Origin of the sequence: Streptomyces sp. NPDC002889, assembly GCF_042888425.1 — a bacterium.
Classification (GTDB): Bacteria; Actinomycetota; Actinomycetes; order Streptomycetales; family Streptomycetaceae; genus Streptomyces.
In genome coordinates this window covers 112,758-126,648 of sequence record NZ_JBIAPT010000001.1, presented here as the reverse complement: position 1 = coordinate 126,648, position 13,891 = coordinate 112,758, and the positions used below count along the sequence as shown (strand labels likewise).

Annotated in this window: 14 protein-coding genes; 8 read left to right on the top strand and 6 right to left on the bottom strand. The window is 72.4% G+C overall.

From position 1 onward, the window contains the following. Nucleotides 1–146: 146 nt before the first annotated feature. Nucleotides 147–221: a 50S ribosomal protein bL37 gene (locus tag ACFYWI_RS00570; protein ID WP_389224404.1), complete on the bottom strand. Its 75-nt coding sequence runs from the start codon at nucleotides 219–221 to the stop codon at nucleotides 147–149. A 134-nt stretch (nucleotides 222–355) separates the two neighbouring features. After that, nucleotides 356–682, bottom strand: a complete 327-nt coding sequence (locus tag ACFYWI_RS00565) for a hypothetical protein (RefSeq protein WP_389223241.1) — start codon at nucleotides 680–682, stop codon at nucleotides 356–358. Nucleotides 683–1,026: 344 nt separating this feature from the next. Here ACFYWI_RS00565 and ACFYWI_RS00560 point away from each other — a divergent pair, with 344 nt between their 5' ends. Further along, nucleotides 1,027–1,800 carry a DUF429 domain-containing protein gene (locus tag ACFYWI_RS00560; RefSeq protein WP_389223239.1) on the top strand — a complete coding sequence of 258 codons (774 nt, stop codon included), beginning with the start codon at nucleotides 1,027–1,029 and terminating at the stop codon, nucleotides 1,798–1,800. 46 nt (nucleotides 1,801–1,846) lie between these two features. Here the strand turns inward: ACFYWI_RS00560 and ACFYWI_RS00555 are convergent, their stop codons facing one another. Together ACFYWI_RS00555 and ACFYWI_RS00550 are read right to left on the bottom strand one after the other, a co-directional pair. Beyond that, nucleotides 1,847–2,656 (bottom strand): CbtA family protein, encoded by an 810-nt coding sequence (locus tag ACFYWI_RS00555; RefSeq protein WP_389223236.1) that lies wholly within the window; start codon nucleotides 2,654–2,656, stop codon nucleotides 1,847–1,849. A gap of 13 nt (nucleotides 2,657–2,669) precedes the next feature. Further along, nucleotides 2,670–2,897, bottom strand: coding sequence for a CbtB-domain containing protein (locus tag ACFYWI_RS00550; protein WP_389223233.1), 228 nt, complete (start codon nucleotides 2,895–2,897; stop codon nucleotides 2,670–2,672). 321 nt (nucleotides 2,898–3,218) lie between these two features. Between ACFYWI_RS00550 and ACFYWI_RS00545 the strand changes: the two genes are divergently transcribed. After that, complete coding sequence (locus ACFYWI_RS00545) at nucleotides 3,219–3,788, top strand: histidine phosphatase family protein (RefSeq protein ID WP_389223230.1); 570 nt, start codon at nucleotides 3,219–3,221, stop codon at nucleotides 3,786–3,788. Nucleotides 3,789–3,858: 70 nt separating this feature from the next. Here ACFYWI_RS00545 and ACFYWI_RS00540 read toward each other — a convergent pair whose 3' ends face one another. Then, on the bottom strand, nucleotides 3,859–4,896 hold the full coding sequence (locus ACFYWI_RS00540) for a Ku protein (RefSeq protein ID WP_389223227.1): 1,038 nt from the start codon (nucleotides 4,894–4,896) through the stop codon (nucleotides 3,859–3,861). Nucleotides 4,897–4,937: 41 nt separating this feature from the next. Between ACFYWI_RS00540 and ligD the strand changes: the two genes are divergently transcribed. Together ligD and ACFYWI_RS00530 are read left to right on the top strand one after the other, a co-directional pair. Further along, nucleotides 4,938–5,813, top strand: a complete 876-nt coding sequence (gene ligD / locus ACFYWI_RS00535; RefSeq protein WP_389223225.1) for a non-homologous end-joining DNA ligase — start codon at nucleotides 4,938–4,940, stop codon at nucleotides 5,811–5,813. Next, entirely contained in the window at nucleotides 5,810–6,766 is a 957-nt protein-coding gene (locus tag ACFYWI_RS00530) for an RNA ligase family protein (protein WP_389223222.1), read from the top strand. The genes ligD and ACFYWI_RS00530 overlap by 4 nt, the downstream gene beginning before the upstream one ends. 148 nt (nucleotides 6,767–6,914) lie before the next feature. Here the strand turns inward: ACFYWI_RS00530 and ACFYWI_RS00525 are convergent, their stop codons facing one another. Beyond that, nucleotides 6,915–7,733, bottom strand: coding sequence for an NERD domain-containing protein (locus ACFYWI_RS00525; protein ID WP_389223219.1), 819 nt, complete (start codon nucleotides 7,731–7,733; stop codon nucleotides 6,915–6,917). 193 nt (nucleotides 7,734–7,926) lie between these two features. Here ACFYWI_RS00525 and ACFYWI_RS00520 point away from each other — a divergent pair, with 193 nt between their 5' ends. The 4 genes from ACFYWI_RS00520 to ACFYWI_RS00505 all read left to right on the top strand — a co-directional run bounded on the left by ACFYWI_RS00520 (nucleotide 7,927) and on the right by ACFYWI_RS00505 (nucleotide 13,745). Beyond that, entirely contained in the window at nucleotides 7,927–10,413 is a 2,487-nt protein-coding gene (locus ACFYWI_RS00520) for a PBS lyase (protein WP_389223216.1), read from the top strand. Next, nucleotides 10,410–10,703, top strand: a complete 294-nt coding sequence (locus ACFYWI_RS00515) for a zinc-ribbon domain-containing protein (RefSeq protein ID WP_389223213.1) — start codon at nucleotides 10,410–10,412, stop codon at nucleotides 10,701–10,703. Before ACFYWI_RS00520 ends, ACFYWI_RS00515 begins: the two co-directional genes overlap by 4 nt. 199 nt (nucleotides 10,704–10,902) lie before the next feature. Next, nucleotides 10,903–12,282: an FtsW/RodA/SpoVE family cell cycle protein gene (locus tag ACFYWI_RS00510; RefSeq protein ID WP_389223210.1), complete on the top strand. Its 1,380-nt coding sequence runs from the start codon at nucleotides 10,903–10,905 to the stop codon at nucleotides 12,280–12,282. Beyond that, nucleotides 12,279–13,745, top strand: a complete 1,467-nt coding sequence (locus tag ACFYWI_RS00505; protein WP_389223207.1) for a penicillin-binding transpeptidase domain-containing protein — start codon at nucleotides 12,279–12,281, stop codon at nucleotides 13,743–13,745. Before ACFYWI_RS00510 ends, ACFYWI_RS00505 begins: the two co-directional genes overlap by 4 nt. Nucleotides 13,746–13,891 lie beyond the last annotated feature (146 nt).

Sequence of the window (13,891 nt, the reverse complement as noted above, 5' to 3'; positions counted from 1 at the left end):
CCGTCGCACCACGCGAACCATCAGGTGTGTCGGCAGCGGCGTTCCGTCGCCGGGCACGTCCGGTCAGGCGTCAAAGGCCGGGCCCGCTCTCGGGCCCGGCCCCTTGTGGGCCCTCCGGCACATGATTCGCAGCGGTACCCGTCACCTCACGTGTTGGGGCGCTTGCCGTGGTTGGCGTTCTTCTTCTTGCGGGCACGCCGCTTGTTGCCTCGCTTCGACATGGTGTCGGATCTCCCTCATTCCGGACGTTTCACGCGTTCGCCAGTCTAGGTTCCGCCCGCGACGGCCGCGCGGTGAAGGTCGACCTGGAGAGCGATGTCGGGCATGTCGTGCTCCTCGGGAGGTCGGGCGGTGGTCAGGCGCTGGGAGTGAGCCTGTGTTCGAGGTCGCGCAGGTCCCTCGTGAGGGAGCTGCGGACCGTGCGGGCCATCGGCGGGGCGGCGATGCGGAAGGAGCCGCGCGCGTCGCCGCGGACACGGATCCGGGCAGGCGTGCCGCCTCCCCGCGGGGTGAACCTCCAGGTGACGTGCACCGGCATGGGGCCGGCCACGGAGACCTTGCCGAGCAGCCGGAGCGGCTCGTACGCGGCCACTCGGAGGACGTAGTCGATCCGCTTGCCGGGAAAGCAGGCCGTACGGGTCACCTCGGCGCCGATACCGAAGCCGCCGGTGTCACTGTCCATGCCGGCCTGCCGGGTGCGGTCGTACGGCTCCTCGCCGCGCAGCCGGTCGGGCGGGCGGGCGGGCGGGGGATCAGGCGCTCGGCCGTCTCGTCGATGCTCATGCGGGTCCTCTGCTTCGGCGTGCGGTCAGGAGGCCTGCCGGCCAGGATTGCGGCCGCTCGCCGCGAGTGGGCGCTCGAAGGCGGTCGCATCGGCCGGGGCCTGGAGTGCCGGGCCGTAGTCGGACGGTGAGCCGTATCCGGCCGCGCGTGCCGGTGACGACTCATCGCGAGGGGGAATTCCTCGGGCAGTGGTTCAGGGCATCTCATGACCTGCCGCTCACCGTCTCTGCCACGATGAACGCCATGCGCACCGTCGGCATCGATCTCTCGGCGACTCTCGGCAACACCGCTGCGGCGGTGGTCACCTGGGGCTCTTCCCGTGCCGTCGTCGAGGCGCCGCGGGTGCGGTGCCTCGACGACGAGCTCGTGGATCTCCTCGCCCGGCTGGGGCCGGAGGATCGCGCCGCTGTCGACTCCCCCTTCGGGTGGCCCGTCGCGTTCGTTCAGGCCGTCGCCGCGCATGCCGCCCGGCAGCCGTGGCCGGGGCGCGGGATGGACAGCACCGTGCACCGGCTCGCGCAGCTGCGCTTTCGGCGTACGGACCTTCTGGTGTGGGACGCGGTCAAGCCGGGCCGGCCCCCGCTGTCCGCTCCCTTCGACCGGATCGGGGCCATGGTCGCGCGGTGGGCGCACATCGAGGACGAACTCGCCGCCCGAGGAAACCCGGTGGACCGGTCCGGGCTGGGGAGCGTCTGTGAGGTGTATCCGCGCGCCACTCGGCTTCGGTGGGGGCTGAGCAGGGAGCGTTCCATGACGGAGCTGCTGCGGGCTGCTCCTTGGCTGCAGTGTGACGCGGCGGTGCGGGCAGCGTACGAGAGCAGTGAGCATGCCTTCGACGCGTTGATCTGTGCGCTGACGGCGCGTGCGGCGGCCCGGGGGCTGACGGTCCCACCCGCCGGCGCGGATCTGGATGTCGCGCGCGTGGAGGGCTGGATCCATCTGCCGGTCGCCGGCAGCCTGCCGCGACTGCTGGAGGCCGCCGACCCCACCGGCACCGGGGCACAGACGGGGACATGACCGTGCCCCGCCGCATGTCGCGGCAGGGGCACAGGCGTTGAGCGTGTCAGCCGAGGGCCGGGGTGGCCTCGGCAGCCGCCGGGGATCCGGCCTCGCGGGGCGCCAGCAGGCGCTGCGCCATGAAGCCGAAGGCGATCGCGAACGCCGCCCACAGCGTTGCCTGCACCGCGAGTGCGGCCACGCGGAAGTCCCACAGCAGCTTGGCCGGGAAGCCTTCGGCCACCGCGTCCTCGTTGCCGGGCAGGAAGACGAACGCAAGTGTCACCGCGGCGATGAAGCCCGCGCCGGCGACCAGCGTGGCGTTCCAGTTGCCCAGGCGCGGAGCCAGACGGCGCCCCGCAATGGTGGCCGCGACGCCCAGCAGCACACTGAGCAGGATCATCAGGAAGAACAGCGTGGTGCGCTTGCCGATGGTGTCCGGGTTGCCGACCGCGGGCGGCGTCGCCGGGTACTTCAGGAACGGGACAAGGTAGACCGTGGTGAACGCGGCCGCCGCCGTGAGGGCGGCGGTCGCGCGCGGGGTGAAGCGGCCCACCCGGCCGAGCAGGAAGCAGAACGCCAGCGACGCGATGCCGCCGAGGGCGACCCCGTAGACGAGGACGCCGGTTCCGAGGCCGACGGTCGACTGGACCGCGCGGCTGACCAGTTCCTCTTCCTCCTCGGCGGGTTCGGCGGCCGCGCCGCCGTGGTCCGCGTGGTGGGCTGCTTCCTTGGCCGCCGCGGCCTCTTCCACCGCGATCGAGCCGTCGACGGACGGCTCGCCCAGGGTGTAGGCCACGGCGAAGGCGAAGAGGCCTGCGATCAGGCCCGCGAGCATGCCGCGGACCAGAAGATTTCTGACAGTTGATGCGTACACGTGCCGACGCCCCTCAGTGGCAGGGGAAGCCGAGCAGGTGGCGACCGTCGTGCACCCACTCGTGCACCTCTGCCCCCGCGAAGACGGACGTGGCGCCCTGCTCGGCGCCGACGAAGTACAGGGCGACCAGCATGAGGAGACCGACGAACACCGCCCACGGCAGAACCGCCCGCACGGGAAGAGAGGTCAGTTCGGGAACGACAGGGGTGGAAACGGCACTTGAGACGGCAGCCTCGGCCATGGCGGAACCTCCTTGGGGAACACGCGTCCCATACGGTGGTGCGCGACGACGGTCCTCGGGTCTGACTCACCGCGGCGGGTGCGCCCACAGATCGGGCTGCCGCTGCGGCATTACAGTGGCGCGACCGTGCCGGACTCTCACCGGGCTTCCGTCTCGCCGTCGTCGTGATGATTGAAATTGTCGCGGTGACCGTATCGCGACACTCGCATTCGGCCAAGAGGCTGAGGCACGGATCACTCGCTTTCGCTCCCGTACGCCCCCGTACGCCCCCCTGCCCACTGTTCAGTAGGGTGCGCGGATGCAGTGGATGAAAGTGCGCCGATGAGCGTACGGGTCACCCTGGTCTCCCCCGCGATGAACCAGGCGGTGCGGCAGGCCCGGTTCGACGACGATCTGCCGCTCGATCAGGCCGGGTTGGCGAGTCTCGAGCAGGCCGCGGGCATGAGCGGGCGGGGGTACGTGTCGACTTCCGCGCGGTGCCGGGCCACCGCCCAGGGCCTCGGGCTCGAGGCCGAGCCGCTGGCCGAACTCGCGGGCTGTGACATGGGGCGCTGGCGTGGGCTGCGGCTTGATGAGGTCGCCGCTGCCGAGGAGGCCGCCGTCGCCGCCTGGCTGACCGACCCGTCGGCGGCCCCCCACGGCGGTGAGTCGGTGCGTGGCCTTCGGATCCGGATCGGCGACTGGCTCGACTCCCTGGCCGACGGCGATGGTCGCGTTGTCTGCGTCGTCGAACCCGATGTCGTACGCGCCGCCGTCGTCCACGCGCTGTCCGCACCCGACCAGGCCTTCTGGCGGCTGGATGTCCGGCCGCTCACCGCCACCGAACTCAGTGGCCGGGCAGGGCGGTGGAACGTGGCGGCGGGGCGACCGCTCGTCACGCCGGGCGGGTAGGCGGAGCGGGCGGTGCCGGCGGGCAGGCACAGAGGCCGACTCGTGCGCAGGGTCCGCCTCGTTCCCAGGCTCACGCCGAGCTGCGCTTGCGCGCGGTCGCCTTCTTCGCCGTCGACTTCTCCGTTGACTTCGCCGCCGATTTGGCCGTCGACTTGGCGGCCGTCTTCTTGGCCGCCGACTTCTTCGCCGCCGTCGCCGTGGACTTGGTCGCCGCCGTCTTCTTCGCCGCGGTCTTCTTCGCCGTCGTCGCCGTGGACTTCCTCGTGCCCGACGTCTTGGGGGCCGACCGGCTCTTCAGTGCGGTGACCTCCGCGACCTCCCCCTCCTCGCCCCGTGCCTCCTTCGCCGCGCGCACGCTCTTCTCCAGCGCGGCCATCAGGTCGATGACCTTTCCGCGGCCTTCCTCGGGCGGGGCCTGCGGCGCCGCGACGCCGCCCTCGACCTTGGCGGCGATCATCGCCTCGACCGCTTCCCGGTACTCGTCGTGCAGCGAGTCGAGCTCCACCTCGCCGAGCGTGTTCATCAACGCGTCGGCCAGGTCGAGTTCGGCCTCCCGCACCGTCACCTCGGTCTGCGGAGCGATGCCCTCCGGGGTGCGGATCTCGTCCGGCCACAACAGGCCGTGCATGGCGATCACATCGTCGACGACGCGCAGCATGCCCAGCCGCTCACGCCCTCGCAGGGCGAATTTGGCGATGGCGACCTTCTGGCTGCGCTTGAGGGCCTCGCACAGCAGGGTGTACGGCTTGGCGGCGGGCACTCCGTTGGCGGCGAGGTAGTAGGCGGCGTCGATCTGGATCGGATCGATCTCGTTCGCGGGGACGAAGGCCACGATCTCGATCGTCTTCGCCGTCGGCAGCGGAAGGGAGGCGAGGTCCTCGTCCGTGATCGGGATCAGCGAGCCGTCCGCGTCCTCGTACGCCTTGCCGATCTCCGAGGTCGCGACCTCGGTCTCCTCCAGTTCGCACACCTTGCGGTAGCGGATCCGGCCGCCGTCGGCCGTGTGGATCTGGCGGAAGGCGACGGAATGGCTCTCGGTGGCGTTCACCAGCTTGATCGGGATGCTGACCAGCCCGAAGGAGATCGCGCCGTTCCATATGGATCGCACGTTTCATCCCTTTCGTCCGGGATTCATGGGATTCTCATCGTATGACGCCGATCACGGAGGTGGAGGGGCGGCGCCTGGCGCTCACCAATCTGGAGAAGGTGATCCACCCCGCCACGGGCACCACCAAGGGCGAGATCGTGCACTACTACGCCACCACGGCGGAGGCGATCCTCCCCCATCTGCACGATCGCCCGCTGTCGTTCCTGCGGTACCCGGACGGCCCGGACGGGCAGCTGTTCTTCACCAAGAACCCGCCGCCCGGGACACCCGACTGGGTGCATACCGCCTCGGTGCCGCGCTCGGAGGACGTGAACGCCCGCCAGGTCGTCGTACAGGATCTGGCCTCGCTGATCTGGGCGGCCAATCTGGTGGTGGAGTTCCACACGCCGCAGTGGCAGGCGCACGCGCCCGCCGTCGCCGACCGCATGGTTTTCGATCTCGACCCGGGCGCGCCCGCCGCCGTCGCCCAGTGCTGCGAGGTGGCACTGTGGCTGCGCGAGCGGCTCGCGGCCGACGGCTTGGAGGCGTACGTCAAGACCTCGGGGTCCAAGGGCCTGCATGTGCTCGTACCGCTGGCCCCCACGCCCTCCCGGCGGGTATCGGAATACGCGAAGGCTCTCGCGGTCGAGGGTGAGGCGGCGCTGCCGAAGCTGGTGCTGCACCGGATGACCCGATCGCTGCGGCCGGGGAAGGTCTTCGTCGACCACAGCCAGAATGCGGCGGCGAAGACGACCGCGGCCCCCTACACCCTGCGCGCCCGTGCCGAGCCGACCGTCTCGGCACCGGTGACCTGGGAGGAGGTCGAGGCGGGCGGGGAGCTCGGCTTCCGGCTCGGCGACATCGCGCCCCGCCTCGCGCGCTACGGGGATCTGCTCGCTCCGCTCGTCGACCCCGACCAGGGGGGAAAGCTGCCGTGACCGCTCCCCGGCCGCCACGCCCGCACAGGCCTGCGCCCCGGCCCCCGCTGAAGGTCGCGCTCGCCGAGTCCGTGGACGTGCTGCCGCGCGGGGCTGGGCTGGCGTACGAGCCGAAGTTCGACGGGCACCGGATGGTGATCTTCCGGATCGACGGGGAGGTGCTGCTGCAGGCGCGTTCGGGCCGGATCATCACGGCGGCGTTCCCCGATCTCGCGGACGCGGCACGGCAGTTGCCCGACGGCACGGTGCTCGACGGCGAAGTGGTGGTGTGGCGTGAGGGGCGTACGGACTTCGCGGCGGTGCAAAAACGCGCGGCCGCAACGCCGGGGCGGGCACCGGTTCTCGCGGGCCGGCTGCCCGCCTCGTACGCCGCCTTCGACCTGCTCGCCGCGGGCGACGAGGATCTGCGGTCCCTCGCGTACGAGAAGCGGCGCGAGCGGCTGGTCGCCCTGATCGGGGCGCTCGGGCCTCCGCTGCAGCCGGTGCCGATGACGCCGGACGCCACGGAGGCGGCCACCTGGTACGAGACGCTGCCCGCGATCGGCGTCGAGGGGCTGGTGGTCAAACGGCTGGACCAGACGTACCGGGGCGGCATACGCGCCTGGCGGAAGCTGCGGCACACCCATACGCGTGATGCGGTGGTCGTCGGGTTCACGGGCGGGGCCGCCCGGCCGGCCGCGCTGGTACTGGTACTGCCGGACGACGACACCCCGGTGGTCTCGAGCACCCTGACACCGGCGCTACGGGCGCAGGCGGCCGCGCTGCTCGCCGGGCGGAGGAGCGACAGGCGCGGCACGGCGACCGCGACCGGGGTGGGCGAGGTGGTGTACGAGGCCGTGGAGCCGGGGCTGACGGCCGAGGTGGAGCTGGGCACGACGCGGCACACCGTCACCACGGTGCTCAGACTGAGGCTTCCCGAGGAGCTCGGTCACGGTGACGCGATCCACGACTGACCACGTGTGGCCTGCCGCCCGGTCCGGGTGCCTTCCCGATGCGCGAGCGGGGGGCGAGCGGGCAGGAGGCGACTGGGCACGTGGGCGACACACCGCGTCGGAGCAACCATTCGTGTGCCCATGTGTGCCCAGGAGTTCGCCGCCGCGTTCACACCCGCAGGCAGGTCCTGCGGTCACGCGCCGCGGCGTCCAGGATGTCGATGTCCGAGGGCTTGAGCACGCCGCCGAGCCGGGCCGGCACGGGCACCTCGTCGTCCCGCAGGATCCGGACGTCCTGCGGCGCCGGGGGCACGCTCTCCGAGCGGGCGGCGCCGACCACCGCGAGGACCGGGGACACCGCTGTGGCGAGCGTGTGGGCGGCGCGTTCGGCCCGGCGGCGGGTCGGGCGCAGATACGGACGAGGCGCGGCGCGACCGGTCCTGACCTGGGGGTCCGCGATCCGCACCCGTTGCCGATGTGCTGCGAGGGTGTGCACGGCGGGCACGCCGCCGGAGCCGATGGCCAGGTGGTCGATGGGGTCGGCGCCCGGCAGTGGCACTGCGTGCAGGATCCGCCGGCCCGCCGCCACCAGCCGGCCGAACTCGCCGCCCAGCCGGTACTGGGCGGCGAGTTCGGCGCGTCGCGGGACCTGCCGCAGACCTGCCCGGCGTGCGCCGGGCGCGCGGCCCGCACCGGGCACAGCAGGCCCCTCGGACTCGGTGAGCAGCGTCTCGCCGGGACGGTTCGGTGCAAGATCGTCGTCCGGGTGGAGGGCGAGGCGGGCAAGGTCGGCGGAGCTCCGGACAGGCGGTGGTCCCACCGTGACGTCCCCGGTCACACCGGGTGCCGGGGCCGCCGGCACCTCGTCGCCGTAGCCGCCGGCGACCAGGCCGACCCGGCCGCTGCCGCGGTCGTACCGGGCGACGGTACGGCCGCCGGGGAGGGTGACGTACAACCGGTCCCTGCCCGGTTCACTCGCGGGAGTCACCCGCAGTCCGGTCCTGCTGTCCCCCTGCCATGAGCCCTCGACCATGGGATCGGCCACTGGTACCCGGGGGCAACAGCCCTGCCACCACTCGGCTTTGCGCTCCGTTGGCTGTAACCCCTCGTTACCGGACACGATGTCGGGGCGTTGGTGCACACTCTCCCCAGACACCAAGCCTGTTGGGAGGGGGACGAGCGTGTTCGGGGGGATCGACGAGGTCGACTGGGCCTCTTTGGAGCATGCCTACGGCCCGGCCGACGATGTGCCGGAGCTGCTGCGCGGACTCGCATCCGCGGACCCCGAGGTGCGCGAGGCCGCGCTCGACGGGATGTACGGGGCGGTGCACCACCAGGGCGATGTGTACGACTCCACACTCGCCTGCATCCCCTTCCTGCTGGAGCTCGTCGCCGATCCCGCGGTGCAGGACCGCGGCGGCATCGTGGAGCTGCTGACCAGCATCGGCGGTATCGACCTGGACGGCGACGACGAACTCGACCCGGAGGACGAGGAGTTCGAGGGAGCCGCGAACTACGCGATGGCGGCTTCGGCGGTGACCGCGGGCGCCGATGTCTTCATCGAGGTGGCCGGGGCCGAGGACCGCGGGGTGCGCCTCACCGCTCCGCTCGCGCTCGCCACCCTGCACAGCGACCCGGTGCGGGTGCTGCGGCTGCTGCGGGAGCGGCTCGTGGCCGAGCGGGACGCGGAGGTGCGCTTCGCCCATGTCGAGGCCGCGGGACGTATCGCACTGCGTCACCAGTGTCTTACGCCCGAGGTCGTGCAGTGGTTCACCGGCCTGACCGCGGTGGAGTACGGCCCCGGGCTGCGGTTGGCGGCGCTCGCCCAGCTGGCCCGGTGCGCGCCGTGGGCGCTGCCGGTCAATGTCGTCAGCGCGGTCACGGCGCTGTTGCGCGAGCTGCGGGCGGAGTCGGTTCCGCACGTCGTCGACGCCTCGTCCGGAGCCGCCGGCGACACCCGGACCGGCACCGATCGCGAGCCGGACACCGGCGCCGACCGCGAGGCAGACCCCGGAGCGGGCGCCGACACCGCCCCGGCCGCCGAACGTGCCGCGGCATCCACCCTGCTCGGACAGCTGCGCGGGACGCGGAAGGCGGACACGGCCGGTCGCACCGCGCCCTGGGCCGCCGACCTGCTGCGTACGCTCCACGCCGGACTCGGCGACCGCGTGGACGACCGGATCGCGCTGCTGGCCGACCAGTTGTGCAGTCCCGACTGGGGGCAGCGGCTCGATGCCGTACGGATGACCAGCGGACTGCTGCGCACCTGGCGGGGCGCGTACGAGGAACTGGTCACGCTGATCGGCGAGCAGCTCGCCGATCCCGAGCCACGGCTCGCCGACGCGGCCGCCTGTGCGCTTCAGGAGCTGTTCTGTCTGGCCGAGCCCGCGGCGGACGCGCTCGCGGAGCGGGTGGCCGCCGATCCGGAGGCGTGGGTACGGCAGTGGCCGGGCGGCCCTCCGACGCTCGGCAGCGCGGTCGTCGCGCTGGCCAGGGCCGGCGACGCACGGGTGGTTCCGGTGCTGGCACGGATCCTGGAGCGTGCCGATCTGCCGCGCGATCTCGGGGACGCGCTCGGCCATCTGGGGGCGGTCGCGGCGCCGCTCGCGCCGGCGCTCTGCGACCGGCTCGCCGTACTGGAGCTCGACGACCGGCTCTTCGACCGGGCGGCGCCACTGCTGTGCGGGCTGTCGGCGCTGCGGGCCGCCGGGCCGTTACCGCAGGTCGCCGCGCAGGCCGTGCCGGCGGTGCTGCGGCTGCTGCGGGGTGCGCCGGGTGTCCGGCGGGAGTGGGTGATCGAGTCGGCGCTGCGGACGCTGACGACATTCGGACCGGAGGCGGCGCACGCGGTGGCCGATCTGCGGGCGTTGTTGCGCCACGCAGGTCACCGGTCGAGGATCGGCAGCCCCGGATCGGGGGCCGGTGCCGGGTTCGTGTTCCGGACAGCTTTCGGCTCCGGCTCGCCCTTCGGTGTCGGAATCGAGGACGCCTGGAGCGGGCCGGGCGGTCGGGAGAACAGACCCGACGGCAAGGCACACGACCCAGGACACGGCTACGGGCACCCCCGGGGCGGTACCGCGCGAGACGGGTCCGCAGGGGCGGACGGACAGCGCTTCACAGCGGGCGCCTACGCCGGTTTCCCGCCTTTCTCGCCTGCCTTCACGCCCTCGCTCGCCGCCCGGGCCGCGGGCGCCCTGTGGGCGATCGAGGGCGACGCCGACGAGGTGCTCCCGGTGCTGCGCGCGGTGCTCGCCTCGCGCGACGAGGACGCCAGACGCGCGGCCGCCTCGGTGCTCGGCACCCTGGGCGCGGCGGGTGCGGCGGGCGCGCCGCTGCTCGGCAGGCTGCTGCGGTCGGGGCAGCCGTGGACCCGGGTGGAGGCGGCGATGGCACTGTGGCGGGTGACCGGGGACCCCGGGCAGTCCTGGCCGGTGCTGCGTTCGGCCTGGAAGGAGCTGCCGCACACCCGGGTCGCCACGGCGGAGTGCCTGGCGGAGCTCACCCTGGAGGGGCCCGCGGGGGCGCAGCGGCTCGTCGTCGGTGAGCTGCTGTCGGTACGGCGCCACAACGCGATGGACAGCGGCTCGGGCACTCATGACATCTTTACCGATGAGAAGCTGCTGGCCCTGTGCCGGCAGGCGGTGAACAGGAAGGGACCGGCAGCGTGATCATCTTTGGCACCAAGGGCTATCTGTACCAGCTGGCGATACTGACGCTGGTGTGCGGCCACTGCGGCAATCCGGCCGCGCACACGCTCAGGAAGCGCGTCACCAAGTTCACACTGTTCTTCGTGCCGTTGTTCCCGTTCTCGACGAAGTACGGGACGCAGTGCACCTTCTGCGGGGCCGAGCAGCAGATCACCGCGGACCAGGCGGCTCAGCTGCAGGTCCAGAACGTGGGCGGCCAGCAGTACGGGCAGGTGCAGCAGCCGGGGCAGCAGCAGCCGTACCGCCACTGACCCGGCCGGCCGGGGGATCCGGCCGGCGAACACGTCGTGGACAGCCCGGAGGGCGGCGCGGCCGCGCGGGGCGCGCCGCCCGGGTACGTACGGTTCACGGACGTACGGTTCACGGACGTCGACGAGCGGGACGGACCGGAGCCGCGACCACGGCTCCATTTCAGCTGATACCCGGACACAGTGAGCTACGTTGCGTGGCATGACCGCAACGACGGCGGACACTCCCCCTCCGGAGCCACGCCTCACCAAGCGCCGGGGTGTCGAACTCTCGCTCCTCGTCTGCGCCGTCCTCATCTGCGTCCACGGCTATATCGGCGTCGGACTCGCCCGTGACGACGCCGTGCCGCCCGACGCCGCCGCCTACGGTGGAGGGCTCGGCGTCCTCGCGCTCCTCGCCCATCTCGCCGTGCGCCTGCGCGCCCCCTACGCCGACCCGCTGCTGCTGCCCATCGCGGTCCTGCTCAACGGCGTCGGTCTGGTGCTGATCTACCGGCTCGACCTGGAGACCCCCGGCGACCGGGCGGCACCCGCCCAGCTCGTGTGGTCCACCCTCGGCGTCGCGCTGTTCATCGCCGTGGTGATCGCCTTGCGCGACCACCGGGTGCTGCAGCGGTACGCGTACGTCTCGGTCGCCACCGCGCTGGCCCTGCTCACGGTGCCGATCTTCTTTCCCGCGGTGAACGGCGCGAAGATCTGGATCAGGATCGGCGGACTGTCCTTCCAGCCGGGCGAGTTCGCGAAGATCCTGCTCGCCGTGTTCTTCGCCGCGTATCTCGCCGCCAACCGCCACGCTCTCGCCCACACCGGCCGGAGAATCAGCAGGCTGCAACTGCCCACCGGCCGGGTGCTCGGCCCCATCGTGGCCATCTGGCTGCTGAGTGTGGGCGTTCTGGTGCTGGAGCGGGACCTCGGCACCTCACTGCTCTTCTTCGGCCTGTTCGTGATCATGCTGTACGTGGCGACGGCCCGGACGGGCTGGATCGCCGTCGGCCTGGTGCTCGCCGCGGCCGGCGCGTTCGCCGTCGGCTCCCTCGAACCCCATGTCCACGGCCGGGTCGAGGACTGGCTGCACCCCTTCGCCACCATCGACGCCGGGCAGGGCCCCAACCAGCTCGCCCAGTCGCTGTTCTCCTTCGCCTCCGGCGGCATGCTCGGCACCGGTCTGGGGCTCGGCAACTCGGTGCTGATCGGCTTCGCCGTCAAGTCCGACTTCATCCTGGCCACCGCGGGCGAGGAGCTGGGCCTCGCGGGGCTGACGGCACTCGTCCTGCTGTACGCGCTGCTGGTGGAGCGCGGCTACCGGGCCGGACTCGCGCTGCGCGACCCGTTCGGGCGGCTGCTCGCCGTCGGTCTCGCCTCGATCGTCGCCCTCCAGGTGTTCGTCATCGCCGGCGGTGTGACGGGCCTGATCCCGCTCACCGGTATGGCGATGCCGTTCCTCGCCCAGGGCGGTTCGTCGGTCGTCACCAACTGGGTCATCGTCGCGCTGCTGATCAGGGCCAGCGACTCGGCCCGCGCACCCGGGCCCCCGCCCGTCGAGCCGGGCGTCGTCGCCGACCCCGTGGAGGCAGGGCAGTGATCCGCTGTATCCGGCACGCCGCCGTGTTCTGTCTGCTGCTGCTCGTCGCCCTGCTGGTCAACGCCGCCCGGGTGCAGATCGTCCAGTCGGAGAGGCTCGAGAGCAATCCGGCCAACCGGCGTCCGGTCATCGCCCGTTACGCCGAGCCGCGCGGCGACATCCTCGTCGACGGCCGACCGGTCACCGGCTCCCGGGACAGCGGGCAGCAGCTGCGCTACGAACGCACCTACCGCCAGGGCCCGCTGTACGCGCCCGTGACCGGCTACGCCTCGCAGACGTACGGCACCAGTCTTGTCGAGAACACCGAGGACGACACCCTCTCCGGCACCAACCCCCTGCTGTCACCTCTGCCGTTCTTGAAGGACCTGACCCGCCTCCGGCGGCCCGGCGGCGATGTGGTCACCACCATCAGGGCGTCCGTGCAGGAGGCCGCGTACCGGGGGCTCGACGGCCGACGGGGCGCGGTCGCGGCGATCGAGCCGTCGACGGGCCGGATCCTGGCACTGGTCAGCAGCCCCTCGTACGACCCCGGACTGCTGTCGGGCACCGGGAAGGGGGTCACGGGCGCCTGGTCGCGACTCAACGGCCTGTTGAGTCAGCCCATGCTGAACCGGGCGATCCGGCAGACGTATCCGCCCGGTTCGACGTTCAAGATCGTGACGGCCGCGGCGGCACTGGACGCGGGGGTCGTGACCGATGTGGACGCGCCGGCCGGCGCGCCCGACCCGTACATCCTGCCCGGCACGCGCACCAGGCTCCCCAACGAGGCGGACGGCTGCTCCGGCGCCTCGCTCGCATACGCCATCCAGTGGTCCTGCAACACGGTGATGGCGCACCTCGGGGTGAGGATCGGGCTGGCGGGGATGCTCGACGCGGTCGGCGGATTCGGCTTCAACGACCGGCGCTTGCGGATTCCGTCGCCGGTCTCCCCGTCGAACTTCGACACCGACATGAGCGAGGACCAGCTGGCGCTGTCGTCGATCGGGCAGTTCGACACGACGGCGACGCCGCTGCAGATGGCGATGGTGTCGGCCGCGGTCGCGGGCGACGGCCATCTGAAGTACCCGTATCTGGTGGAGCGGGTGACCCGATCGGACGGCGAGACGATCGCCCACCACGGCCGGCGGCCGTACCGGCAGGCGATGAACCCGGCGACCGCCGAGCAGTTGCAGCGTCTGATGGTGAAGGTCGTCGAGGAGGGCACGGGCAGCAATGCGGCGATCAAGGGGGCCACGGTCGGCGGCAAGACCGGTACGGCGCAGCACGGCGTCGGCAACACCGGTACGCCGTACGCCTGGTTCATCTCCTGGGCGCAGGCGTACGAGGCGCCGCAGCCGGCGGTCGCGGTGGCCGTGGTCGTCGAGGACACGTCCGTGAACCGGGCCGACATCAGCGGGGGCGGCAGCGCGGCGCCGATCGCGCGGGCCGTGATGCGGGCGGCGCTGCGGACGTCCAAAAGCTAGGGCGCTGTGCGCGCGAGACGCGTGCGGCAGTCGGCAGTCGGCAGTCGGCGGTCGGCGGTCGGCGGTCGGCGGTCGGCGGTCGGCGGTCGGCGGTCGGCGGTCGGCGGTCGGCGGTCGGCGGTCGGCGGTCGGCGGTCGGCGGTCGG